Source organism: Acinetobacter sp. YH12137, assembly GCF_013418535.1.
Taxonomy (GTDB): Bacteria; Pseudomonadota; Gammaproteobacteria; order Pseudomonadales; family Moraxellaceae; genus Acinetobacter.
The window spans coordinates 55,344-80,826 of sequence record NZ_VPBW01000009.1; the positions used below are offsets into that span (position 1 = coordinate 55,344).

Annotated in this window: 22 protein-coding genes and 1 riboswitch; of the genes, 13 read left to right on the forward strand and 9 right to left on the reverse strand. The window is 43.3% G+C overall.

Annotated features, from left to right (window positions below; all coding sequences use genetic code 11):
• Positions 1-10: 10 nt before the first annotated feature.
• The 6 genes from benC to FTU72_RS06860 all read right to left on the reverse strand — a co-directional run bounded on the left by benC (position 11) and on the right by FTU72_RS06860 (position 5,563).
• Positions 11-1,027 carry a benzoate 1,2-dioxygenase electron transfer component BenC gene (gene benC, locus FTU72_RS06835; RefSeq protein ID WP_179992595.1) on the reverse strand — a complete coding sequence of 339 codons (1,017 nt, stop codon included), beginning with the start codon at positions 1,025-1,027 and terminating at the stop codon, positions 11-13.
• A gap of 91 nt (positions 1,028-1,118) precedes the next feature.
• Entirely contained in the window at positions 1,119-1,610 is a 492-nt protein-coding gene (benB, locus tag FTU72_RS06840; protein ID WP_179992594.1) for a benzoate 1,2-dioxygenase small subunit, read from the reverse strand.
• Complete coding sequence (gene benA / locus FTU72_RS06845; RefSeq protein WP_179992593.1) at positions 1,607-2,995, reverse strand: benzoate 1,2-dioxygenase large subunit; 1,389 nt, start codon at positions 2,993-2,995, stop codon at positions 1,607-1,609. Before benA ends, benB begins: the two co-directional genes overlap by 4 nt.
• A 75-nt stretch (positions 2,996-3,070) precedes the next feature.
• Positions 3,071-3,991: a catechol 1,2-dioxygenase gene (gene catA, locus FTU72_RS06850; protein WP_179992592.1), complete on the reverse strand. Its 921-nt coding sequence runs from the start codon at positions 3,989-3,991 to the stop codon at positions 3,071-3,073.
• Positions 3,992-4,147: 156 nt separating this feature from the next.
• Entirely contained in the window at positions 4,148-4,438 is a 291-nt protein-coding gene (catC, locus tag FTU72_RS06855) for a muconolactone Delta-isomerase (RefSeq protein WP_104426111.1), read from the reverse strand.
• Between the two features lie 15 nt (positions 4,439-4,453).
• Positions 4,454-5,563, reverse strand: coding sequence for a muconate/chloromuconate family cycloisomerase (locus FTU72_RS06860; protein ID WP_179992591.1), 1,110 nt, complete (start codon positions 5,561-5,563; stop codon positions 4,454-4,456).
• Positions 5,564-5,678: 115 nt separating this feature from the next.
• Between FTU72_RS06860 and FTU72_RS06865 the strand changes: the two genes are divergently transcribed.
• From FTU72_RS06865 to FTU72_RS06875, 3 genes are all read left to right on the forward strand, one after another.
• Positions 5,679-6,590, forward strand: coding sequence for a LysR family transcriptional regulator (locus FTU72_RS06865; protein WP_166138516.1), 912 nt, complete (start codon positions 5,679-5,681; stop codon positions 6,588-6,590).
• Between the two features lie 229 nt (positions 6,591-6,819).
• Positions 6,820-8,190 carry an MFS transporter gene (locus tag FTU72_RS06870; RefSeq protein WP_180010990.1) on the forward strand — a complete coding sequence of 457 codons (1,371 nt, stop codon included), beginning with the start codon at positions 6,820-6,822 and terminating at the stop codon, positions 8,188-8,190.
• A 112-nt stretch (positions 8,191-8,302) separates the two neighbouring features.
• Complete coding sequence (locus FTU72_RS06875) at positions 8,303-9,637, forward strand: DcaP family trimeric outer membrane transporter (RefSeq protein ID WP_179992589.1); 1,335 nt, start codon at positions 8,303-8,305, stop codon at positions 9,635-9,637.
• 40 nt (positions 9,638-9,677) lie between these two features.
• Here FTU72_RS06875 and FTU72_RS06880 read toward each other — a convergent pair whose 3' ends face one another.
• On the reverse strand, positions 9,678-11,099 hold the full coding sequence (locus tag FTU72_RS06880; protein ID WP_180052587.1) for a PLP-dependent aminotransferase family protein: 1,422 nt from the start codon (positions 11,097-11,099) through the stop codon (positions 9,678-9,680).
• 189 nt (positions 11,100-11,288) lie between these two features.
• On the opposite strand from FTU72_RS06880, the gene FTU72_RS06885 reads away from it, so the two are divergent.
• From FTU72_RS06885 to FTU72_RS06905, 5 genes are all read left to right on the forward strand, one after another.
• Positions 11,289-11,450: a hypothetical protein gene (locus FTU72_RS06885; RefSeq protein ID WP_166138668.1), complete on the forward strand. Its 162-nt coding sequence runs from the start codon at positions 11,289-11,291 to the stop codon at positions 11,448-11,450.
• A gap of 259 nt (positions 11,451-11,709) precedes the next feature.
• Positions 11,710-13,347, forward strand: a complete 1,638-nt coding sequence (locus FTU72_RS06890; RefSeq protein WP_179992587.1) for a long-chain-fatty-acid--CoA ligase — start codon at positions 11,710-11,712, stop codon at positions 13,345-13,347.
• A 316-nt stretch (positions 13,348-13,663) separates the two neighbouring features.
• The gene (locus tag FTU72_RS06895; protein ID WP_179992586.1) at positions 13,664-14,686 is read left to right on the forward strand and encodes a flavin reductase family protein; all 1,023 of its coding nucleotides are present in this window, start codon (positions 13,664-13,666) and stop codon (positions 14,684-14,686) included.
• Between the two features lie 40 nt (positions 14,687-14,726).
• Positions 14,727-15,893, forward strand: a complete 1,167-nt coding sequence (locus FTU72_RS06900; protein WP_179992585.1) for an acyl-CoA desaturase — start codon at positions 14,727-14,729, stop codon at positions 15,891-15,893.
• A gap of 251 nt (positions 15,894-16,144) precedes the next feature.
• Positions 16,145-16,495, forward strand: a complete 351-nt coding sequence (locus FTU72_RS06905) for a hypothetical protein (RefSeq protein WP_159122938.1) — start codon at positions 16,145-16,147, stop codon at positions 16,493-16,495.
• 69 nt (positions 16,496-16,564) lie between these two features.
• On the opposite strand, the gene FTU72_RS06910 is transcribed toward FTU72_RS06905, so the two are convergent.
• Positions 16,565-17,275, reverse strand: coding sequence for an HAD family phosphatase (locus FTU72_RS06910; RefSeq protein ID WP_179992584.1), 711 nt, complete (start codon positions 17,273-17,275; stop codon positions 16,565-16,567).
• 190 nt (positions 17,276-17,465) lie between these two features.
• Positions 17,466-17,584: riboswitch (guanidine-I (ykkC/yxkD leader) on the forward strand.
• A 24-nt stretch (positions 17,585-17,608) separates the two neighbouring features.
• On the opposite strand from FTU72_RS06910, the gene FTU72_RS06915 reads away from it, so the two are divergent.
• From FTU72_RS06915 to FTU72_RS06935, 5 genes are all read left to right on the forward strand, one after another.
• Positions 17,609-18,349: an urea amidolyase associated protein UAAP1 gene (locus FTU72_RS06915; RefSeq protein WP_179992583.1), complete on the forward strand. Its 741-nt coding sequence runs from the start codon at positions 17,609-17,611 to the stop codon at positions 18,347-18,349.
• 15 nt (positions 18,350-18,364) lie between these two features.
• Positions 18,365-19,018 (forward strand): urea amidolyase associated protein UAAP2, encoded by a 654-nt coding sequence (locus tag FTU72_RS06920; RefSeq protein WP_179992582.1) that lies wholly within the window; start codon positions 18,365-18,367, stop codon positions 19,016-19,018.
• A gap of 3 nt (positions 19,019-19,021) precedes the next feature.
• Positions 19,022-22,627, forward strand: coding sequence for an urea carboxylase (gene uca, locus FTU72_RS06925; protein ID WP_180033686.1), 3,606 nt, complete (start codon positions 19,022-19,024; stop codon positions 22,625-22,627).
• Between the two features lie 129 nt (positions 22,628-22,756).
• Positions 22,757-23,104 carry a type II toxin-antitoxin system RelE/ParE family toxin gene (locus tag FTU72_RS06930; protein ID WP_179992580.1) on the forward strand — a complete coding sequence of 116 codons (348 nt, stop codon included), beginning with the start codon at positions 22,757-22,759 and terminating at the stop codon, positions 23,102-23,104.
• Between the two features lies 1 nt (position 23,105).
• On the forward strand, positions 23,106-23,408 hold the full coding sequence (locus FTU72_RS06935; protein WP_179992579.1) for a helix-turn-helix domain-containing protein: 303 nt from the start codon (positions 23,106-23,108) through the stop codon (positions 23,406-23,408).
• Positions 23,409-23,543: 135 nt separating this feature from the next.
• Here the strand turns inward: FTU72_RS06935 and FTU72_RS06940 are convergent, their stop codons facing one another.
• On the reverse strand, positions 23,544-25,463 hold the full coding sequence (locus FTU72_RS06940; RefSeq protein WP_179992578.1) for an AAA family ATPase: 1,920 nt from the start codon (positions 25,461-25,463) through the stop codon (positions 23,544-23,546).
• Positions 25,464-25,483: the final 20 nt, after the last annotated feature.

The window sequence follows — 25,483 nt, forward strand, 5'->3', positions numbered from 1 at the left end:
GCTTCTAAACTTAGTTGGCAGAGAATTTTTCAAACAAGAAGCTGGCAGGTTTGACACCTTCAGCATCCAGCCAGCCGCGAACCGCTTCAACCATTGGCACTGGACCACATAGGTAGATATCGACATCTCCAGCGTTCAGCCATTCGTTTTCGATATGATCGGTTACATAGCCTTTACGCTCATGTGCAGATTCTGGATTTGCGACCACTGTACGATATTCGAACCATGGGAATTTATCCTGTAGTTCATTCAGCTTTTCAATTGCGACCAGGTCGAAGTCATTGGTCACACCAAAGACCAGACGTACTGGATATTCAGAACCTTTTTCTTCCAGTACCTGTAACATTGACATAAATGGCGCGATGCCTGTACCACCTGCCAGCATCAATACCGGACGGGTCACATTACGCAGATAGAAGCTGCCGAATGGACCGGTAAAGGTCATTTTGTCACCCGCTTTTGCATCAGCGCTGAGGAAACTCGACATTTTGCCGTTCGGGACATTACGAACTACAAAACCAGTTAAACGGTTGCCCGGCTTGGAACTGAATGAGTAAGAACGGGTTTCAGTGGTGCCAGGAATGCCGACATTGACATATTGTCCGGCCAGAAAATGGATATCTGGTTGACCATCATCGAGTTGAATATCAAAGGTAATGGTGGAATCAGACAGGTTTTCTACACGGGCCAACGTACCTTGAAATGCATGAATCTCGGTTTTACAGACATCAGAGGAGGCCTGAATTTGGAACACGGCATCCGAAGTCGGTTTACATTGGCAAGCCAGAATAAAACCTTCTGCGGCTTCTTCTGGTGTCAGTGCATCTTCAATGTACATTTCTTCAGGCATGTCATACGCACCTGATTCACAAAAAGCGCGGCACGTTCCACATGCACCGTCACGGCAATCTAGAGGGATATTGATCTTTTGACGGTAAGCTGCATCGGACAGGGTTTCGCCTTGGGCAACACTAATAAAACGTGTAACGCCATCTTCAAATTGGAGTGCAACATTGTGGTTTGACATGGCTGAATATCCTATATAAATCTTTGAAACTAGACCTTTCAGCCATATTTCCCTGGCTGAAAGGTTTTTTGACCTTGCTGTCGAAACAGTCTTAGAGGTGATAAATGTCGATAACCTGGTTGATGTAATCGTTTTTCAGCACCACGTATTTGCTTAAAATCTGTGGTTTTTCGCCTGAAAAATTGATTACATAACGAGACATACCAAAGTAGCTGTAACTGGTTTTGTAGCGGAAACTCAGGGTATTCCAGTTAAAGCGCACAGTGACCTTGTCGCCGTCACGTTCCACAATTTCAATATTGCAGATGTTGTGACTAGTACGGGTATCCGGCATGGTGGCAGATGAACGCTCCGTCTTGATGCGGAACACACGGTCCTCAAGACCCTGACGGTCAGGGTAGTAGATCAGTGAGATTTCAGACTGTGGGTCTTCAGTCAGACGGTCATCATCATCCCAAGCTGGCATCCAGAAAGAAGCAGTAGGAGCGTAGCACTGTAACCAGTCATCCCATTGCTCATCATCTAAAAAGCGGGCTTCCTGATACAGGAACTGTGCAATGTTTTCTAAAGTGATGTCGCTCATGCGGTTTCTCCTTCAGTGTTTGCAGCAATTTCTTTTTCAGTCGCAATGCCTTTTTTGATCAGTTCTAACCAGTACTGGTGTTGTGCCAGATATAAGCCTTCATCTTCAGTTTTAATGCCGGACAGTTTTGGTTTCAGACCAATTTCATTGGCTGCATCATCCGGCCCTTGAATCCAGTGCTTAGAACCACGGCACATGTCGTTCCATTCCAGTGCGATCCCGGCATAACCAGCCTGACAGGCACGGAATTCTTCCAGATCGTCCGGAGTTGCCATACCAGAAGCATTAAAGAAGTCTTCATACTGACGGATACGGCGAGTGCGTGCTTCCGGCTCTTCACCGACAGGACCGATACAGTAAATGGTCACTTCAGTCTTATCGACAGAGATCGGACGCAGGACACGAATTTGTGAGCCGAACTGATCCATAAAGTAAACGTTTGGATAGATACACAGGTTACGTGAACGCTCAATCATCCATTTCGCCATGGCTTCGCCATAACGCTCGGTATATTCATCTTTCTTGGCAAAGTTTGGACGGTCTTCCGGGTTGGCCCATTGTGTCCAAAGCAGCATGTGACCATGTTCAAAGCCGTAAGAACCACCGCCTTGTTTGCCCCATGAACCTGCGCTCATGGCACGAATATTATCGCCAGCTTCTTTTTCCTTACGTTGCTGAGTCGTTGCAGCATAGTTCCAGTGCACGGCAGAGACGTGATAACCATCGGCACCGTTTTCTGCAGTCAGCTTCCAGTTACCTTCATAGGTATAAGTCGATGAACCGCGTAAAACTTCCAGACCTTGCTCAGACTGACCCACGATCATGTCGATGATCTTCGTGGCTTCACCCAGGTATTCTTCCAGAGAAGGAACATCCGGATTCAGGCTGCCAAACAAGAAGCCTTTGTAATTTTCAAAACGGGCTACTTTTTTCAGGTCATGAGAACCGTCCTGGTTAAAGCAATCTGAATAGCCTGCATCAGCCGGGTCTTTCACTTTTAACAGCTTGCCTGAGTTATTGAATGTCCAGCCATGGAATGGGCAGGTATAGGTTGCTTTATTGCCACGCTTATAACGGCACAGTTGTGCACCGCGGTGAGAGCAGGCATTGATCATGGCATTTAGTTCGCCATTACGATTACGTGCAATGATGATTGGCTGACGGCCAATATGGGTTGTGTAGTAATCGTTGTTGTGGGGAATCTGGCTCTCATGGGCCAGATAAACCCAGTTTCCTTCAAAGATATATTTCATTTCCAGATCAAACAGGGCTTGATCAGTAAATACGGAACGGTGCAGTTTAAATTCACCAGATTCAAAATCATCGACCAGTAATTCATCAATACGGTCTAAATGGCTGGTGTTAATTACAGGAATACGAGGCATGTCCAGTCTCCGACTTTCCAAGGAGGGGAAGTCATCGGGATGTTGCTCAGACTGACATCCCGATTCCATTTTGAATTAAGCGCTTGCGCGACGACGTTCTACTTCAGTGCTTGGTGCAGCAGCCTGGTCTTTCACCAGTTCGATATTGAACTGGATATGTTTGAATGGACCATTTAAACCACGGCGTGCGATTTCAGCTTCATCGGTCACATCAACAGCAGTTGCGACCAGACCATCACGTGTGGCGAATGCAAAGTCATCCCACAGGTATTGATCGCCTTCGATGTTGAACTGTGTGGTTAACTTCCGATAACCCGGCGCAGATACGAAGTAATGCACATGAGATGGGCGGTTACCGTGACGACCTAATTTGTCCAGTACGAACTGGGTGGTACCTTCAGGCGGGCAACCATAACCGACCGGCATGGTGGTCAGCGCAATATATTTACCGTCTTGATCGGTAAAGATAGAACGGCGCAGGTTAAAGTCCGATTGTGACTTGTCAAAGAAAGAGTAGTTGCCCAGGCTGTTGGCATGCCAGACTTCAACTTTTGCACCTTCAATGATGTTGCCGTCAGTATCGGTCACTGTGCCTTCAATAATCAGGGTTGGAATTTTGCCTTCTTCAGAACCGTCATCCATACGCGCAAAACCAACGGACTCAGGTGCACCTGCAACATAGAGCGGGCCTTCGATGGTACGTGGTGTACCACCAGTAATGCCGGCTTTGGCATCTGCTTCATCCGCGCGTAAGTCTAAGTAATGTTCCAGACCCAGACCTGCAGCCAGTAAGCCTAATTCATTAGCTTGACCTGCATCAGTAAAGTATTCCAGACCTTTCCAGAGTTCAGTCTGAGAAATATCAAGATCTTCGATCGCTTGGAAAAGATCACCTAATAAACGTACAACAACTTGTTGTACACGCTCATCTACTGGTCCTGTCGCTGTGTCGACATTCATTTTTTTAACCAGTGCATCAATTTCTTGGCGGTTCATACTATTGCTCCTAAAGTATGTCTTTCATATTTTAGTGGCGCATGTTTTAGCATTCGTTTGGCTGGCTAAATCTTGCTGGCCACAAGTCCTTTTGGATTACCCTCAGGTGTATGGATGGGAAGAAAAATCTTTCATTTCCATTCCCGAATTTATTCATTACTTGTCATCATCTCGAATCGACGAGGGATGGCGGTTCAATGCCATGACTTCGATGTTCATATACGGGTAGAGCGGCAAGCCTTGTAGCAGGTTGTGCAACTCTTCATTGCTTTCAACATCAAAAATACTGATGTTTGAATACTGCCCGGTGATACGCCAGATATGACGCCACTTACCCTGGCGTTGCAGATCCTGTGAATAAGCTTTTTCAACTGCCTTAATTTCATTGGCCTGTTCAACCGGCATATCTTTTGGAATATTGACGTCCATTCGTACTTGGAAAAGCATGGGGTTCTCCTGGAATTATTGACGACGCAAGTTGTCAATTTTGTTTTCATCCAACTCAATACCCAGACCTGATCCTTTCGGAATCTCAAGTTCAAAGTTTTGATACTGGAGTGGGGTTTTTAAAATATCTTCAGTCAGTAGCAGGGGGCCAAACAGTTCGGTGCCATAAGCGAGACTTTCAAAAGTCGAGAATGCATGGGCAGAGGCGATCGTGCCCACCGGGCCTTCCAGCATGGTGCCGCCATACAGATCGATACCTGCCAGCTGTGCCACTTTTGCAACTTCACAACCTTCAATCAGGCCACCAGATTGCGCCACTTTGACTGCAAAAACTGATGAGCCATGCTGACGTGCGATCTGATAGGCAGACTGCGGACCCATCAAGGATTCATCCGCCATGATGGCGATATCAAAACGCTGGGTCAGACGTCGCATTGCATCCAGATTATCAATGGCACATGGCTGTTCAATCAGGTCAATGCCGCCGTCCTGGAGTAACTGAATGCCTTTAATCGCGTCTAGCTCTGTCCAGGCACGGTTCACATCAACACGGATCGAAATGTCTTTGCCTAATGCCTGTTTAATGGCAAGCACGTGTTCAACATCCTGTTCCACTGGACGAGAACCAATTTTCAGTTTGAAAATATTGTGGCGTTTGGCCGCAATCATTTTCTGGGCTTCAGCAATGTCTTTCTCGGTATTGCCAGATGCCAGGACCCACAGCACTGGTACGCTGTCACGTAAACGTCCACCTAGAATTTCACTCAGTGGCTGGTTCAAACGTTGTGCCTGAATATCCAGTAGCGCAGTTTGAATGGCACACTTGGCAAAACGGTTACCATTAATATTCTTTTTGATGGCTTGTAATGTCTGTGCAACATTCAAACCTGATAATGTTTTCAGAAGCGGTGCAAAGTAAGTCTCAATATTCACTTTGACACTTTCTGGGCTTTCTTCACCGTAGCCTAAACCGCCAATAGTGGTGGCTTCGCCCCAACCCACATAGCCGTCTTCGGTGGTGATTTTGACCAGGACCAGTGTCTGGGTTTGCATGGTTGCGACAGCCATCTTGTGAGGACGGATCGTCGGTATTTGAACCAGCAAGGTTTCAACTGACTTATACATAATTACGCTTCACATTCTTGCTTTAATGTTTTGACTTGATATACCTTAAAAGAATAATTTTGATTGGTCTAAGATCGATTTAGCATTTTTTTATACTTTAAAGGTATGCAATAATATGGAACTCAGGCATTTGCGTTACTTCGTCGCAGTCGTCGAAGAACAAAGTTTTACCAAGGCGGCAGAAAAACTGTTTATTGCTCAACCACCTTTAAGCAGACAGATACAAAATCTGGAACAGGAACTGGATATTCAGCTCTTTGAAAGAGGTAGCCGACCGCTTAAGACCACAGAAGCAGGTCAATTCTTCTATCAACATGCGGTTAAACTTTTGTCTAATGCGGAAGAAATCAAATCGATGACCAAGCGGATTGGTATCGCGGATCGCACCATTAGCATTGGTTTTGTTGGCTCGTTATTGTTCGGTTTGCTATCGCGTATTGTGTTTCTATTTAAGCAGCAACATCCCCAGCTCAAAATTGAGATGGTTGAAATGAATACTTCAGAGCAGATTCAGGCACTTAAAGAAGGGCGGATTGATGTCGGTTTTGGACGTTTAAGAATTTCAGATCCGGCAGTGAAACGGGTGTTACTGCGTGAAGAAAGGCTGATGGTCGCAGCACATTCCAGCCATTTTCTTTCCCATCGAGATGGCGTGAACCTGACTGAACTGGTGGATCAGCCACTCTTTTTATACCCGAATAATGGTAAGGCTAATTTTTCTACCCAGGTGCGCGGTATATTTTCCGAGTATGGGCTGGAACCGAAAAATATCCGTGCAGTCAGTGAATTGCAACTGGCGCTTGGTTTTGTGGCTGCCGGAGAGGGCGTCTGTATTGTGCCGGAAAGTGCCCAGAATATTCGTCTGGCACATTTAAACTTTATCCCTTTATTAGATGAATTTGCGGTCAGTCCGGTTTTTATGGCTATTCGTAATATGGATGAAAGTGAATATATTCGATATCTGTTTGATGCGGTCTATCAGGTCTATGATCTTGAAGCGATTAAATATGATCGTGCTGTATTTTAATTCAGATCAATACCTGTCTGGATCTTATAGGGAATAAAGCGAATCCATATTTTAATATTGAATGAAGGTTTCATTTTTTGGATGAATATCATTAAGGCATAGTAAATAAAGCCTTTTCTTTAAGGCAGACTTTATAGGTATAGAAGCATGCCTATTCAGTTTTGGACATTTATGCACATCTTCTGCATTGTGAATCTCATAAATTGAACTTCACAATTAGGAGGTGGAGATGTCTACAAATAAAGTGAATATAAATACGCTGATTGATGAAGCAAAGTTCACGCCATTTCATTGGGGCGTCCTGATCTGGTGTTTGCTGATCATTATTTTTGACGGTTATGACCTGGTGATTTACGGCGTAGCGTTACCGCTACTGATGCAGGAATGGTCACTCAGTGCAGTACAGGCCGGCATGTTAGCCAGCACCGCCTTGTTCGGTATGATGTTTGGAGCGATGAGTTTCGGCACTTTGTCCGATAAACTGGGACGTAAAAAAACCATCATGATCTGTGTCGCGATCTTTAGTGGTTTTACGTTTATCGGTGCCTTTGCAACATCACCTGTCGAATTCGGAATTTTACGTTTTCTTGCCGGACTCGGAATTGGTGGCGTGATGCCAAACGTCGTTGCCCTGATGACGGAATACGCACCAAAAAGGATTCGCAGTACATTAGTTGCCTTGATGTTTAGTGGCTATGCCATCGGAGGCATGACATCTGCTTTGCTTGGCGCATGGCTGGTACCACAGTTCGGCTGGAAAATCATGTTCTTGCTTGCGGGTACTCCTTTACTGTTCCTGCCGATACTCTGGAAATATTTACCAGAATCCCTGATGTATCTGACCAATAAGCAGCAAACGGCTGAAGCGCAAAATATTATCCAGAAAATCTCGCCAACCCAGGTAATTGGATCTGACACCCAGTTCGTCCTGAATGAAGTACAAAAAGGCGATGAAGCACCTTTAAAAGCATTATTTCAGCAAGGCCGCACATTTAGTACCTTTATGTTCTGGCTGGCATTTTTCATGTGTTTATTAATGGTCTACGCACTGGGTAGCTGGTTACCAAAACTGATGATCCAAGCCGGTTATTCTCTGGGTGCCAGCATGATCTTCCTGTTTGCCCTGAATATTGGCGGCATGATCGGGGCTGTTGGTGGGGGGTATCTGGCAGACCGTTTCCATATTAAAAAAGTGCTGACGATCATGTTCCTTTGCGGAGCAGCTTCTTTAATCCTGCTCGGTTATAACAGTCCGCAATTCGTGCTTTATAGCTTGATTGCTGTGGCCGGTGCAGCAACCATTGGTTCTCAAATCCTGCTCTACACCTTCGTGGCGCAATATTATCCATCAACGGTGCGTTCCACTGGCATGGGTTGGGCTTCCGGAATTGGACGTATCGGTGCGATCGTTGGACCGGTATTGACAGGTGCTTTACTCACCATGAATTTACCGCATCAAATGAACTTCTTTGCAATTGCGATTCCCGGTTTGATTGCTGCGCTGGCAATTTTCCTGGTGAACTTAAAGATGTCTGTAGAAGGTCAAGCCCTTGCTACACCTGAGATTCGCACTGATTCTCTCGCTGAAAAAGCAAGTTAATGGATTAAATATCAATTAATAAAGAAAACACTTCTAATGATAGAGATCGCCATCGTAAGCGGTGGTGATCTGTTGCTAGAATCGAGACGCATAATAAAAAAGTGAGTTTAGGATGAACACGAAACAATTATTTAATAATCAAACAATCACATTAAAACGCACGGTTCTGATGAGCATGATGGCAATGAGTTTAGGGGGTATCAGCTTGGCTACCCAGGCACAAACTCCAGCTCAGTCCAATCAGCAGGAAATTGAGCAGTTGCGTCAGGAGGTTCAAGCTCTACGCGCCTTGATTGAACAGCAGCAGACTCAGACAGCTGCTGTGACTGCACCTGTAGCGACAACGCCGGCACCTGCAAATACAGCAGTAGCCCCTGCGAGCAAACCTGTGATGAAAATTGCCAGTGGGGCCGAGTTTAATCTATACGGTAATATCCGTGCTGATGCCTCTTATCAGGCTGAGGGCGGTGCAGCGACACGTATGTATAACCAGATTAATGCAGTACCTCTTGAAGGCACAGGTGAACGCAGTGATGAGTTTAAATCCACGCTTTCAGCCACCCGTTTAGGGATGGATTTTAAAGCGCCCGTGGGTGCTGGGGATAATGCCTTAAGCGGTAAGGTTGAGGTCGATTTCCTGGGTGGAGCTGGTTTTGACAACCTGCGTATTCGCCATGCCTATATCAGCTATGCTGACTGGTTAATTGGTCAAACCTGGTCAAACTTTGCAACTCCGGACTATATTCCAGAAACTGTAGATGCACTGGTTTATGCTGGCGGTTCAATTAAACGGACTCCACAAGTTCGTCATACCAGCACCTTCAGCCCGGCTACCAATCTGGTACTGGCGGTAGAAGATCCAAAAGATGGTTCTATTAAGCAGCGTCTACCTGCTTTAACAGCACGGTTAAATCACAAATTTGCAGATAATCTTACCGTTAGTGCGCGTGCGATGGGCCATGAAAAACGTGTGAATGAAGATGAAAAAACTGCATGGGGTGTGGGTTTAGGTGCGAAATATGAGTTTGTTTCAGGCACCAGTCTTAAGGCAGATTATTATCATGTCAAAGGTGATAGCAGCTTTGTCTCTTACGCTAATCCTGGCGTAGTTCGAGCTCCTAATGGTGATCTTCTACAGAGTGAATTTGACTCGATTACAGTCGGTCTAACGCAGCAGTTTAATGATAAATTGCGTGGTACCGTAGGGTATGGTTATATGAATTTCGACCAAGATAATGGCTATCTTGCTGCTCCTGGTCTGACTCTAACAGCAGTGAACAAAGACCTTTGGCAGGCTTGGGCCAATGTGTTCTATAACCCTACAAAACCGCTGAGTTTTGGCCTGGAATATGTTTATGGTGAACGTGAAGCATTGGGTGCTGCACCAAATGGCAGTACAAAAGGTGAAGATAACCGAGTGAATGCCGTTGCAATTTACAGTTTCTAAGCTCTAGCGATTTACATAAGAAACTTAAAGCGTGGATGAATTAATCCACGCTTTTTGCATGATTCAGGATCACCTCTGCCAGCACATTGACAGCATTTTCTATCTCAGAGGTCCAGTCAAATGAACAGTTCAGGCGAATATAATTCTGGCTGGTATGTTCCGGTTTAAACAGCAAAGCGGGTGCAATAGCAATATTGTGCTGAATCAGCTGTTCATATAAAACCTGTCCATCCAGCTGTTCGGGCAATTTGATCCAGAGAAAATAGCCACTGGAATAATAATAAATTTCACAGACTGAATCTAAACGCGCTTTGAGTTCCTGATAAAACTTTTGCTTATACTTTTCCAGCTGCTGTCTTAAATGGCGCAAATGCTTTTCATAATGATGATGGGACAGAAAATCGACCAGTGCATTTTGTAATAGCGGACTAACAGTCAAAGTACTCATGAGCTGTAAATGCTGGATTGCATCAGAAAATGGGCCAGCGAAAACCCAGCCGACCCGCGCACCCATGCCCAAGGTTTTGGAAAATGAAGAGCAGTGCAATACCCGTTGATGCTGATCAAAATATTTCACGGAAACCGGTTTATGAGCGCCGTAATTGAGTTCCTGATAGACATCATCTTCAATCAGATATACCTGATATTCATTCAACAGTTCCGCAATTCTTTGCTTGATCTCTGAATTTACCGTAAAGCCAATCGGATTATGTGCATTCAGCATCAGCCAGCAAACTTTGATCGGGTACTGTTTAAGTGCTTGTTCAAATGATTCCAGGTCAAAACCAAACTGCGGATGTTCAGGGATTGTAATCACCTGCAAGCCTAAACGTTCAGCCGCCTGCCAGGCACCATAAAAAATGGTTTGCTGGAGCAGGATAAAATCACCCGGTTGAGTCAAAGCCTGTAAAGACAGATTGAGGGCTTCCAAGGCACCAGAAGTAATGACAATGTCATCCGAAGTACAGTTTATACCTTGTAACTGATAGCGATTGGCAATCAGTTGGCGTAATTCCTGATTACCCGGTGGCATATGATTTTGATGGCTATAACTGCTTTTTCTTTTGCTATGCTGCGTCAAAATCTGCATAAACCGGCTGTTATATAACAGTTCAGCATTTGGAAAAGCTGAACCAAAAGGTGCAATATTTGGAGTTTGCAGTGACTTTAAATAATTAAATACCACAGAGTTAATTTTAACTTTGGAGTTTAAGCCAATCTGTACCGCGGGTTCTTTGCTGTTATAGGTTTGAGGTCGCTCCGCAATATAGTAGCCAGATTTATCTTTGGCATAGACCAATCCTTGCGATTCAAGCACCTGATAGGCATTAAGCACCGTCATCAGGCTATAGCCGGACAGTTCAGTTTGTTCCCGTAATGAAGGTAATTTGTCATGCGCCTTCCATGCGCCATTTTCAATCATCTGGCGAATATTTTGGGCTAGCTTTTCAGATTTGAACATAAGAAAATAAAATCTAAACTGTACTAATATAATCAGAATTATATTATAAATAAGTTATTAAAATATAACAAATCAAAAAAATAAGTGGCTAACTGTTATATTTTTTTAAATGAATATTGTATCTATACAGTTGATTTAGGTCTGCTGATAATAAAACTCATAACGCCAGACCAACCTATGGGTGATCATATGAATTCAGAAGACAACAAAGCACCAAAATATGCGGATAGCAGTATTTCTGATGCAGCATTCAAGAAGATGATTCTCTGGTTTGCACTTTATACTGGTTTATTCTGCCTCGGCGTTATCTTTGTAGTAAATGCAGACAAAATTATGATGAGCGGCTTTTAAAATTCTCTTCTCCCTGAACACTATCATCGCCCCAATCTAAATTGGGGCTTTTTTATGCCACACATTACCAGTTTTATTTTCTACTTTTTCTGCATCCACTCTATGACTTTGTCACAATTTGACACTCACAAAGTCAGATTTCCTTGCTAGATTCAGACTGTTTGATGATAAAAATGAATACAGGCTTTTCGCCAGCGCATCATACAGAAATAACAACGATATAGCAGATGGACAAACAACAAGGATAAAGGAGTGAAGCATGCTCGGAAATATGATGTTCCAGCCCTTACTGATCAGCAGCATGATTGAACATGCCGGTCGTTATCATGCCGATACCGAGATCATTTCTAAAAATACCGATACCAGCATTAAAAAGACCAATTGGGGAGAAATCCGGGAAAACTCGAAACGTTTTGCCAATGTATTACAGCAATTCGGTCTGACACTCGGCGACCGGGTTGCAACCATTGCCTGGAATAATCATCGACATCTAGAATCTTGGTATGCCATTTCGGGAAGTGGACTGATTTGCCATACCATTAACCCGCGGTTATTTCCGGAACAGCTGGTATTTATTATCAATGATGCTGCCGATCGAATACTGCTGTTTGATAAAACCTTTGCACCTTTAATTAAAGCCGTCAAACCGTTATTAAAAACTGTAGAACAGTATATTTGTCTGGATGCTGAAGATTCGTCGATTTGTGAAGCCATTCCGGAAGTTCAGTTTTATGATGATTTGCTTGCCCAGCAATCTGCAGAATTTGACTGGCCTGAACTGGATGAAAATACAGCGAGTTCACTGTGTTATACCTCCGGTACGACTGGAAATCCGAAAGGGGTTTTATATAGCCATCGCTCAACAGTGTTGCATAGTTATGCCATCATCATGCCGGATTCCCTGAATGTAGCAGCGCGTGACATCATGCTGCCGGTGGTGCCAATGTTCCATGTCAATGCCTGGGGAACCCCATATGCCGCTGCCATGGTCGGTTGTACTTTGGTGTTGCCGGGGCCGGGCCTGGATGGAGCCAGTCTGGTCAATCTGATTGATACGTATAAAGTATCTGTGGCTTTAGGTGTTCCAACGATCTGGCAAGGCCTGATTGCGGCTGCCCAGCAAAGTGGTTCAAAATTGGAAAGCCTGAAACGGAATGTGGTCGGTGGTTCTGCCTGTCCACCGGCTATGCTGAAAACCTTTAAAGAGCAGTTTAACTGCGAAACCATTCATGCTTGGGGGATGACTGAAACCAGTCCACTTGGTAGTGCCAATCAGCTAAAAACCAAACATCTTGATCTAGCGGATGAAGAAAAAATGCAGATTCGCTTGTCTCAAGGTCGTCCACCGTTTGGCGTTGATTTACGTTTAACCGATGAAGAAAAAGGAACCCAGGAAATTGCCCGCGATGGTGAAACCATAGGCAATCTGCAGATTAAAGGGCACTGGATCATTGATCATTACTTTGGCAAGGAAGAATCTGCGCTCACAGCAGATGGCTGGTTTGATACCGGAGATATTGCTACCTTAAATGAAGATGGCTTTATGAAGCTGTGTGACCGTTCCAAAGATCTGATCAAGTCAGGCGGTGAATGGATCTCTTCAGTCGATCTTGAAAATATGGCGATGGGACATCCTGAAATTGCCATGGCTGCCGTGATTGCGGCACAGCATCCTAAATGGGATGAGCGTCCCGTTCTGATTGCGATTAAAAAGCCAGAGAGTCATGTGAGTGAAGCTGAAATGCTGGATTACTATGCGGACAAAGTCGCTAAATGGCAGATCCCGGATCGCGTGATCTTTGTAGATTCTATTCCGTTAAGTGGAACCGGCAAGATGCTGAAAAAAGACCTGCGTGAACTTTATGGTTCTATCTTGCTGGAACAGGTCGTAGGTTAAGCTATTTTTTTAAAAGGTAAATTTTTGCCTTTTTAACTCACCCAATATTTAAAACAGAAACTGATCTCTTATATAGAGGTCAGTTTTTTATATGTTTTTGCTAAAAATATACAGACCAAAAAAGCAATTTATTCAGTTCATACAGTTTTACAGCACTTTCTGGTTAGGATTGTCTTACAAAAAGTCTAACTATGGTTTCTAAGCACATAATTTGACCTACATTGACATGGTGCGAGCTTCAGAATTCTTTATTCTGGACTACATAATAAATAGACAGTTGTACATTAATACTGTCTGCGGAATAGAGGGGATAAAAATGACAAGTATGACAACCTACAAGCCGCATTGGATTCGTGAAGATTTCATTGATTTTGTTGGTGAAAAAATCCATCCAACCTGGGCACTCAAAAAAGTCAAAGCATCGGTCGTGAATATTCAGGCGGTTAGCCCAGACTTTTTCAAAATCCAGTTACGTCCAAATTATAACTTTAACCACGGGTCATTTCAGGCCGGTCAAAATATCGCGGTGACTCTGCGTCTGGATGGAGTACGTCATCAACGTCATTATTCTATCGTGACCATTTTAAAAAATGGCGATGTGATTATTGCAGTCAAGCAGCAAGGTAAAGTGTCACGTGCCTTAACTTTATTGCAACTGGGTGCAGTGGTCGAGCTGTCTCAGCCACAGGGCGAATTTACCTTATTAAACTCTCCTAAACCGATTCTGTTTCTAGCATCAGGCAGTGGCATTACCGCCATTTATTCCTTATTGCAAAAAGCAGTCGTGCAGTTTCAGCACCCAATTGATCTGATTTATTTTACCCGTGATGATGCATTTCATGCCGAGATCAAAACCTTAGCGTTAATGCATCCTCATCTGAAATATCATCATTTTAATACAGTCGAGCATAAGCAGCATCTGAGCCAGCAATTGCTAAACAAGCTGGTACCAGACTTTGAACAGCGTGAAATCTATGCCTGTGGTTCAGCGGGAATGATGAAAACTGCACTCAAGATTGCCGATAAACTGGCGGTGAAATCTAGCTTCCATTCTGAATATTTCCAGATTGCGATGGATGAAAAAGTGAAAGCACAGCCTGTACAGTTTTTAAGATCGCAGCAGGAATTCCAGGCAGAATCTAATCTGCTGGAAAGTGCAGAGCAGGCGGGTCTTCGTCCAGCGCATGGTTGCCGTATGGGCATTTGTAATACTTGCTCATGTACCAAAGTCAGCGGTTCAGTTAAAAACATGCTGACGGGTGAGATCGACCACGGCAGCAATACTCCAATCAAACTTTGTATTTCACAGGCCGTCAGTCCTGTGGTGATTAATTTATAAGCTATTTCAACCATTACTAAACGAATAAGAAGGTGCTCCCATGAATATGCAAATTGATTTTAAAAAACACAGTAAATCTCAATTTCTAAGCCCGGAACAGGTTGAAGAGTTCGGTGCCAAGGTTGATGCTATCCGCCGTGAAGTAATGGAAGATTTGGGCGAGAAAGACGCAGAATATATTTATAAAATCCGTAATTTTGTACGTTATAGCGAGATTGCTTCCCGTGGCATGCTGATGTTTGCAGGCTGGTTGCCGCCGGTCTGGTTAGCGGGAACAGGCTTATTGGGTATCTCGAAAATCGTGGAAAATATGGAACTTGGCCATAACGTGATGCACGGCCAGTTCGACTGGATGAATGATCCGAGTCTGAATGGTTCGACTTATGATTGGGATACTATTTCCACTGGGGATGACTGGAAATACACGCATAATTATATTCACCACACGTATACCAATATTGTCGGTATGGATCACGATGTCGGTTATGGTCTGATCCGTGTCAGTGAATCTCAGCCGTGGGAACTACGTTTTATCTGGAATATTCCTTTAACCATTCAGTTGATGGTGTTCTTTGAATGGTATGTGGGTGTACAGCGTTTGCATCTGGAAGATGTCATTGCCTATAAAACTAAAACCTGGAAACAGGTCTGGGAAGAAGCAGCGCCTTTACGCAAAAAAATGCGCCGTCAGGTCCTAAAAGATTATGTATTTTTCCCACTGATTGCCGGTCCAAATGCGATTCCAGTATTTACCGGGAATGCGGTTGCCAATGTGATTCGTAGCCTATGGGCGTCCGCGGTGATCTTCAATGGACATTTCACTGAAGATGCAGAAACTTTTGAAATGGACAATACCGACAATGAAACCCGTGCGGAATGGTATCTGCGTCAGATCCGTGGTTCGAGCAACTTCAGTGGCGCGAACTGGTTGCATATTCTGAGTGGTAATTTAAGCCATCAGATTGAGCATCATCTGTTCCCAGATATGCCAGCAAACCGTTATGCCGAAGTAGCACCAAAAATCAAAGCCTTATGTGCTGAGTACGGGATTCACTATAACGAAGCCAGCTTTATGAAACAGTTCTCGACTGTATGGGTCAGACTGGCGAAATGCTCACTGCCAAATGAATGGAATCAGCAAATTGCAGAAAAAACTCACGCAGTTAAATCGGTGTTTCGTTACTTTAAATCCAAACTTGTAAATTAATTTTTTAAGGTTTCTCTATTATCCAGTTTGGTACTCCTCAATAGATTTGGATGGTCTATTGAGGATTTTTTTATCTGTTAAAAAGTGGTCAGTTCACACGAATTTATGAATGAAATATGAAGATGATTTTCAAAAAATGACGAAGGCGGGACAGATTTACTACCGCTGAAACGCTTCGCCTACAAGCTAAGCGTTTACCTCAAGGAGGTTCTTTTTATAATGGCCGCGTTCTATCATTCAAGGTCTCAGTTTTGAAATATCTTAAATATTTTTCAGGCATCTCACTTTTATTGCTGTTAACCGCGTGTAATACCCCGGAAACTCCAGCACCAGATTATCAGGGGAACTGGAAAAATACACTGGAAAATCCAAAATTGGAAAATATCCTGGTGATTTCCAAAAATGGTGAAAACTATTTCATTACCAATACTATTAAAGACAAAGAAAGCGGCAAAACTGACAAGAAAAATCCGATGCCAGCTTCAGTCGCTGATAATGGTCTGCTTCAGATTAATTCAGGTACAGGTGTCGTTGATTTCGCAATTGACGAAAAAACTGGCAATCTGGTCGGTTCAGGCTCCGTCTATAAAAAAGCCAAATAATGCTCTAATCTAATCAATTCAGAGATAACACGAAAAATGCCATGATCAGGGAGGATTCATGGCATTTTTTTAGTTCACCAATTTTATGAGACCAGCAAAATCTTCTACAAAATAATCTGCCTTGGCTTTGATCAGATCTATTTCATGCGCAGAATACTGGTCGTAAATTGCAACGACATCAATTCCCGCATTGTTGGCAGCTTCCACCCCAATTAAAGAGTCTTCAACAATCAGGCAATCTTTAGCCTCAATTTCAAAATGCTGGAGCGCATTTAAATACACTTCTGGATGCGGTTTGATATTCTCAACATTTTCACGAGTCAAAATAATCGCAAAATCATCATCAAAACTGATTTTCTGATTAATCTTCTGGTTATTGTCCTGATAACGCTGCACATTGAATAAACTAGTGGTAGTCGTGAGTGCCAATTGTATCCCTTGCTGTTTTAAGGCTTGAATCAGCAGCTCAGCTTGCGGTTTGAGTTCTATCACATGATCCAGAAAATGCCGTGAAATATGATAACGGCGATTTTTAACCTCTTCTTTACTTGGCTTGAAACCATATAGCTCTTTTAAATAGCCACAATATTCCAGATAAGGATCGGGCATATGTCTAAAGGCTTTCAGTTGCAGGTCACGCTGTTGCTGAATCTGATCCAGACCGATTTCGATCCCCGACAATTCCTGAATCAGGGCAGCATCGACCTGGTTCCAGATTCCCACTGAATCAATCAAGGTTCCATCCAGGTCAAAACATACCAGCTTTTTATCTTTAAACATGTCACACCCATTTTTCTTTCGCCGCCATTATCCCGTTTTTAGAAAGAGATAAAAAGTCCAGTTTGGGTGCACATCCAGTCTGTATTTATCAGTGAATTACTAAAATGAACTTATTTTGAGCATTTTAAGTATTACTAATAATAAAAATCGTAATACTAAATTGGCACGTCATTTGCATTTATCTACGCATCATAAAGTGATCTAGGGTTCCGGCAGTCATTTTCAAACAGTACTGCGCCTGAGACCGAGAGTTCACGGCTTGTTTTGTATAAAAACACAGCTACACGGAGGGATAAAAGCCCGGGAGGTTGGAACAAAAACCTTAGAGAGGTCATGCACATGGGCGACTATCACAATAATCAAACACTCTGGACTGAAATCCTGCCGGGAGGGCATCACTGGTCCGGACGCATTCAGAAAGGTGCGGTTCTGCAATTCAAGGCACTCGGTGCCAATGCCAATGTATCCCTGTTCTGTGTCAATGCCGAAGACAAACTGGAACGTTACAACATGCCTGACAGCCTGAAAGGCCAGCATACCGCGTATTTGACTGCGGGTAATGTGCTGTATTCCGATCTAGGCCGTGTCATGGCTTCGATTGTTAAAGATGAAGCTGGCTGGAACGATACTTTCTGCGGGCCATCTCGTCCTGAACAGATTGAAAAACAGTTTGGCATCCGTACCTTCCAGGATGCCCGAAATGACATGTATCAAAGCGGTTTAGACGGATTACTCATTGAACTCTCCAAATTCTCTTTGGGACAGACTGACCTGAGTGCAACCGTGAATTTATTCTCCAAAGTCACTCCAGATGACGCCGGCGCATTGTCTTATGTATCTTCAGACAATACCGATCAAATCATTGAAATGCGCTTTGAAATGGACTGTCTGGTGTTCCTGTCGTCTGCACCACATGGTCTGGATAACAGTGCGGAATATCAACCAGCTGACATCCAGTTATCTTTGTTTAAAGCCAATAGCTTAGGCGAAACCGATATCTGCCGTGACTCCTGTCCACAGAATCAGCGTGCATTCCAGAACAATGCCCGTTACTACGCACTTTCAAACATTTAAGGCAGGAGAATGATCATGACAGTTCTACAACAATTTGAAAAAACCGTTCTTAGCGAAATCTGTCCTGCCGGTGAAGCATGGATGTGCGAAGTCAAAAAAGGCCAGTATTTCCGTATCATCGATCTGGAAGGCAATCAGGCAGTTGATACCTTGTTTATCTCTGCGGAAAATCCGGAAGAGCGTTATAGCGCAACCGATACACTGGCAATAAACCAGCAGATTTATCTGGAAAAAGGCACCACTTTATACAGTAACTTTGGCCGTGCGATTGCCGTGATCCATGATGACAACTGCGGCCGTCACGACACTTTAGGCGGTGCATGTTCCTGTGAAAGTAATACCGTCCGTTATGCCCATGACACATACCCAATGCACAGCTGCCGTAACAACTTTATGTATGCGCTGGCGAAGCATCCGGTGGCGAAAAAGCATGGCTTAAACGTGCGCCACATTGGTCCCAACATCAACTTCTTTATGAATGTGCCTGTGACTTCAGACGGACATCTAAAATTTGATGATGGAATTTCAGCACCTGGCAAGTATGTGGAAATCAAGGCAGAAATGGACCTGATCGTACTGATCTCGAACTGTCCGCAACTGAACAACCCATGTAATGCCTACAACCCGACACAAATCCAGCTGGTTGTGCGTGAAGGCGAGGAGGCTTAAGTTATGTTTAATAAAGTTTTGATTGCCAACCGTGGTGCAATTGCATGTCGTGTGATTCGTACATTAAAAAAACTCGGTATTCAATCGGTTGCAGTGTACTCAGAAGCCGATCGTGATTCACTGCATGTGACTTTAGCGGATGAAGCGGTGTATATCGGTGAAGCACCAGCCAGCCAAAGCTATTTAAATGTTGATAAAATTTTAGAAGTTGCCAAACAAACTGGCGCACAAGCGATTCATCCGGGTTATGGCTTCTTGTCAGAAAATGCTGAATTTTGTGACCTGTGTGAATTACAAGGCATCGCTTTTATTGGGCCAAACTCTGCGCAAATGCGTGCTTTTGGTTTAAAGCACACGGCACGTGAGCTTGCGATTCAAGCTAATGTGCCGTTATTACCAGGCAGTCAACTGCTTGCAGATGAAGCTGAAGCACTGCTTGAGGCTAATCGTATTGGTTATCCTGTGATGCTAAAAAGTACTGCAGGCGGTGGCGGGATCGGTATGCGTTTGGTCTGGAACGAAGCTGAACTGAAAGATGCGTATGCAACCGTGTCTTATTTAGCCCAAGCCAACTTTAAAGATGCTGGTTTGTACCTTGAAAAATTTGTGCAAAATGCCCGTCATATCGAAGTGCAAATTTTTGGTGATGGCAAAGGTCAAGTGATTGCGCTCGGCGAGCGTGATTGTTCAGTACAACGTCGTAACCAAAAAGTAATTGAGGAAACGCCTGCACCGCATATCAATGATGAACAACGTGCCTACATCCAAAATGTTGCCATTCAACTGATGCAGTCAGTGAATTATCGCTCAGCAGGTACGGTTGAATTTGTGATGGATACCGATACACAAGAATTCTACTTCCTTGAAGTCAACACGCGTCTGCAAGTCGAACATGGCGTGACGGAGCAAGTCTTTGGTGTGGACCTGGTGGAATGGATGGTGACGCTTGCCAGCGGAGACTGGACTGCACCAACAGAGCCACTGGAATCCAAAGGCCATTCGATTCAGGTGCGCCTGTATGCCGAAGACCCGATCAAGAACTTCCAGCCAAGTGCCGGTCTGCTGACCTATGTCGAGTTTGATGAAAACGCACGTAATGAAACCTGGGTAGAAACGGGTTCGAATGTATCGTCTTTCTATGACCCGATGATTGCCAAAGTCATTGTCACAGCAGATGACCGGGAAGCCGCGATTCAGGCGATGACGGATACACTGGCGAAAACTCAAGTGGCGGGCATCGAAACCAACCTGGAATATCTGCAAAACATCATCGACTGTGAGGTGTTTAAGGCGGGAACACAAACCACACGTTTCCTGAATACCTTTGAGTGGAAAACCCAGAAGATTGAAGTGCTGCAAGCAGGCATCCAAACTGCTGTGCAGGATGTCACTGGTCGTCTCGGTTACTGGGATGTGGGGGTGCCACCATCTGGTGCGATTGATCCATTATCGCTCAATGTCGCCAACCAGCTTTTAGGCAATGCGCCAAATACCGCCGGTCTGGAATGTACCCTGCAAGGTCCAACACTGAAATTCCACTGCGACAGCCAGATCGTACTGGCGGGTGGGGATATGCCATCAACACTGGATGGTGTGGCTGTGCCAATGTGGCAAACCGTGAATGTGCGTAAAGGTCAGGTGCTGAAATGTGGCAAGATCGCTACCGGTTGCCGGACGTATATCGGCATCAAAGGTGGTCTGAATGTACCTGAATACTTGGGTTCACAAGCGACCTTTACCCTCGGTCAGTTTGGCGGTCATGCCGGTCGTAACTTACTAATCGGCGATATGCTTCCAATCACCGCATTTACAAGCAATGAAGTCAAAGCGCTGGCACCTGAGCAAATTCCAGCATTCAGCCATGAATGGGAAATTGCGGTGATGTATGGCCCGCATGGTGCGCCAGATTTCTTCACCAAAAAGGACATTGATACCTTCTTTGCCAATAATTTTGAGATTCACTTTAACTCTAGCCGTACCGGTATCCGCCTGATTGGTCCAAAGCCGGAATGGGCACGTGAAGATGGTGGTGAAGCCGGTCTGCATCCATCCAATATTCATGACAACGCGTATGCGATTGGTGCGATCGACTTTACAGGCGATATGCCAATTATTCTCGGTCCAGATGGCCCAAGTTTGGGGGGGTTTGTTTGTCCAGCGGTGGTGATCAATTCTGAGCTGTGGAAACTGGGTCAGCTCAAAGCCGGTGACAAAGTGAAATTTGTTCCAGTCAGCTATCACCAAGCCAAACTGTTGAATGAGAAATATCACGCACAACTAGAAGCGCTGGATACTCAGGAAGTTTCATTTAATGAATCCTTCTATCCTGAACTGGCTACGCTGAAAAATGCCGTACTGGATACCTTAAAAGGTGAAAATGGTGCGCCGGATGTGGTGTATCGTCCAGCGGGTAACAACTACATGCTGGTGGAATATGGCGAGCTGGTACTGGATCTGAACCTGCGTTTCCGTATCCATGCCTTGATGCAATGGGTTCAAAAACAGAATATTCCGGGCATTATCGACCTGACGCCAGGCATCCGTTCGCTGCAAATCCATTTCGATTCAATCAAGCTGGATCAGCTCGACCTGTTGCGTTTGTTGCAAGTCGCTGAAACTGAACTGCCTGATGTGACTGAAATGGAAGTGCCATCACGTACCGTGTATTTGCCATTGGCATGGGAAGATTCTCAAACCCAACTGGCGACCGAACGTTATATGCAAACCGTACGTCCAGATGCACCATGGTGTCCAGACAATATCGAGTTTATCCGCCGTATTAATGGCCTGAAAGATAAACAGGCAGTAAAAGATGTAGTGTATAACGCCAGCTATTTGGTGATGGGCTTAGGCGATGTGTATTTGGGTGCACCTGTCGCAACCCCGCTTGATCCACGTCAGCGTCTGGTGACCACTAAATATAACCCGGCGCGTACCTGGACCCCTGAAAATGCCGTGGGGATCGGTGGTGCTTATATGTGCGTGTATGGTATGGAAGGCCCTGGTGGTTATCAGTTCGTCGGTCGTACTACGCAAATGTGGTCGCGTTACCGTAAAAATGCGGACTTCGAGCAAGGCAAACCATGGTTACTGCGCTTCTTTGATCAGATCAAGTTCTATGAAGTGTCTGAAGAAGAACTCATGCAAATGCGTGAGGACTTTAAGGCAGGCCGTCTGAAACTGCGTATTGAAGAAGGTGTGTTGAACCTGAAAGAGTACAACCAGTTCCTGACTGACAATGCCGACACCATTAGCGAGTTTAAGGCAACGCAACAAGCGAACTTTGAAGCGGAACGCCGTCGCTGGCATGAAGCTGGACTGGCAGAATACGTGTCTGAAAGTCTGGATGCAGTCGATGATGGTGAAACTGTGACTATTCCGGAAGGTGGTTGTGCGGTGGAATCACATATGCCGGGTTCAATCTGGAAAATTGAATGTCAGTCTGGTGATATCGTGGAAGAAGGTGCCACCTTGGCCGTAATTGAAGCAATGAAGATTGAGATTCCGATTATTGCCCCTGAACGTATGCGTGTAGATACGATTACGATTGAGAAAGGGCAAACGGTGAAAACAGGGCAGGTGTTGTTTACGTTAGCACCAGTGGCTTAAAGAATTTCCCTAATCCTCCTTTGAAAAAGGAGGGAACTTTTAAAGACCGTCCATAAGGGCGGTTTTTTATTTGCAGTATAGAGTGGACATTAGTAATATATAGCTTATAGTCTATATTTGGGTTGTGGTATGTGGACGGTACTGACCACAGATGTATTTAATGAATGGCTTGAACAACAGGACGAATCGACACAAGAAAAAGTCTTAGCAGCTTTGGTGGTATTACAGAGTCAAGGGCCAAGTCTTGGGCGACCTTTGGTAGACACAATATATAACTCTAAATATACCAATATGAAAGAGCTACGTGTTCAACATAGAGGAAAACCAATCCGGGCATTTTTTGCTTTTGATCCGTTAAGACAGGCAATCGTACTCTGCATTGGTGATAAAAGTGGCAATAAGCGTTTCTATACAGAGATGCTGGCAATTGCAGATGAACAGTATTCACTGCATTTGAAATCTTTAGGAGTAAACTGATATGGCTAAAACTTTGCAAGAATTATTGGCGAAACGTTCTCCTGAGAGTCAGGCTCGTATTCAGGAAATGGCAGAAGAGCTGCTGCTTGAGCAACATCTTCATATGATTCGCGAAGAGTTGGAAATTTCTCAAAAAGAACTGGCTGAAACTTTAGGGATTAAACAACCTTCACTATCTGCAATTGAGAATCGTGGCAACGATCTCAAGATTTCGACAATGAAAAAATATGTTGAAGCAATGGGTGGAAAGCTGCGTATTGATGTAGAGCTGCCTACAGGGAAACATATTGGGTTTAATGTTTAATCAGCTCATACTGTGAAAACAGGACAGGTGTTATTTATTTTGGCACCAGTGGCTTAAAAATCCTCCCTAACCCTCCTTTTCCAAAGGAGGGAATTTCCCCCTCTTTATTAAAGAGGGGTTAGGGGAGATTAAAATTTATTTATTACATCTTTCAATATGCTTAAAAATTTTTTCACATAATTCTTTAGCTTTAGGTGTAAGCTTCCAATCAGGATTTTCATCAAAATCTTTGATAATTTCACGGCAAAATTTTAGTTTATCTTTAATAGTCCCGACACCAGGACCATCAGCAAAAGCAGTTTTGGTTGTATTTGATGTTGGTTTCTTAATTTTTTCATCTATTAAGCGACCAATACCGTATTGAGCATTATCAAAATAATCATCTTGATTAATATTATCAATTAAGGAAATATCATAGCTCTGTCGTACATTTTTTAGGCGTGGAAATTTTGCTTTCGCAACTCGAATAATTGCATTTTTAGGTAGAGTATTCTCTGTTTCTTTACATTCCAAAATAATTAAATTATCTCTATTCAATTCTTTTCTTAAAAATTTTATTTTTTCAGAATTTTTTTGTATGTCTCCATCAGCAATCAATAGCATGTCACTTGCGACGGAAGTTGCACTTTGACCTCGATCTTGCTGAAGGAATTCAATTCTTTCTTCTCTTGTTTTAGGGTAATCATCATCAAATGACCAGTGAGATAAATTACTTCCGGAATATTCCACGAATGTATAATGATAATTAGGCATAAAACGACGATACTTTTTATAAAGATCAGGATTTGATTCTTTTAACTCCGACAAATACTGTTCCATATATTTAGTGATATAGAGTCTATCGGTAATTCCTTCTACCCAAATCGTGCAATTAGCTAGATATACAGATGAAGGGCGAACACCTAGAGAAGCAAGTAAATCGCGATCACGGTCGCATCGATAAATTTTAAACTCGAATTCTTTAGGATTATCTTGTCTAGCTTGTTTTACAAATTTTTGAATCATAACTTGGTCAGATTCATCTGCCATATCAAGTAAATGATTTGAATGTGTAGTAAAGAAATAATAGTGTGAAGTTTCATTTAAGTAGAAATTCATCAGTTGTCGAACCATACCTGCATGCATATGCAATTCTGGTTCTTCTATAAAGAATGCATGGATTTCTGTATTACCATTTTTGTCTTTGCTTTTGATATAGGCTTCATAAGTCAGAATAATTGCTTGTTGAAGACCATCACCTAGTTTATAAATTGGGAATTGATCATCCTCACCAATTTTAATATGTACAACATCATTCTCATGACCATTATCATCTTTACCAATATATGGAATTAGAGTGACGGTTTCATTATCAAAAAAATACTGACTTAATTTTTCTTCATATTGTTTTATCAGTTCACGTTGTTGTGGTTTACCTAATAAATGGACTTTTAGTTCATAGTAAAGGCGTTCACCTGTAATGATGTTGTCTTGATTAAATTTATTATGATCTTGGAAATAATCTTTCTGAGCTCGCTCAATATATGGATATTTATTCTCTTTGTCAGTGACAGGACGCATTCCTCGAAGTATAGGGATGTAAAATTTTTTGTTTATGAAAATAGGATTTAAGTTTAATTCTATTTCTTTATTAAACATTGATGTAGCAATAGATTTATTGTTGTTTGAGTAAAGACTTGATAGCTGTCCAATTCTTGATAAGTAATCAAGTGCTTGTGGAAAGTTAGAATTTGCAGAACCTATTTTTGATGGCTTAATGTCCTCTGTTGTTTTCAAAAAATGGTTATAGTAGGTATTATTATCACTATATTTTTTACTTATTTGTAATTGCTTTTTGAAAGCCAATAGCCTTCTAAATTGAAGAGAATTATATAGTTGCTGACCTTGAGTGGTTTGAAACAGATTACGAATGAAACGACTTTTACCAGAATTATTTTTTCCAATAAAAAAGTTAAGACGTTTGATTTCTATAACTTCATTATAGCCCGTTTCACTGTCGTTATCTGATGTATAGTTTTCTAAATTTTCAGCCCAATAATATAGTTTTTCTGTCATAAAAAAAGCCCCCGAATTAT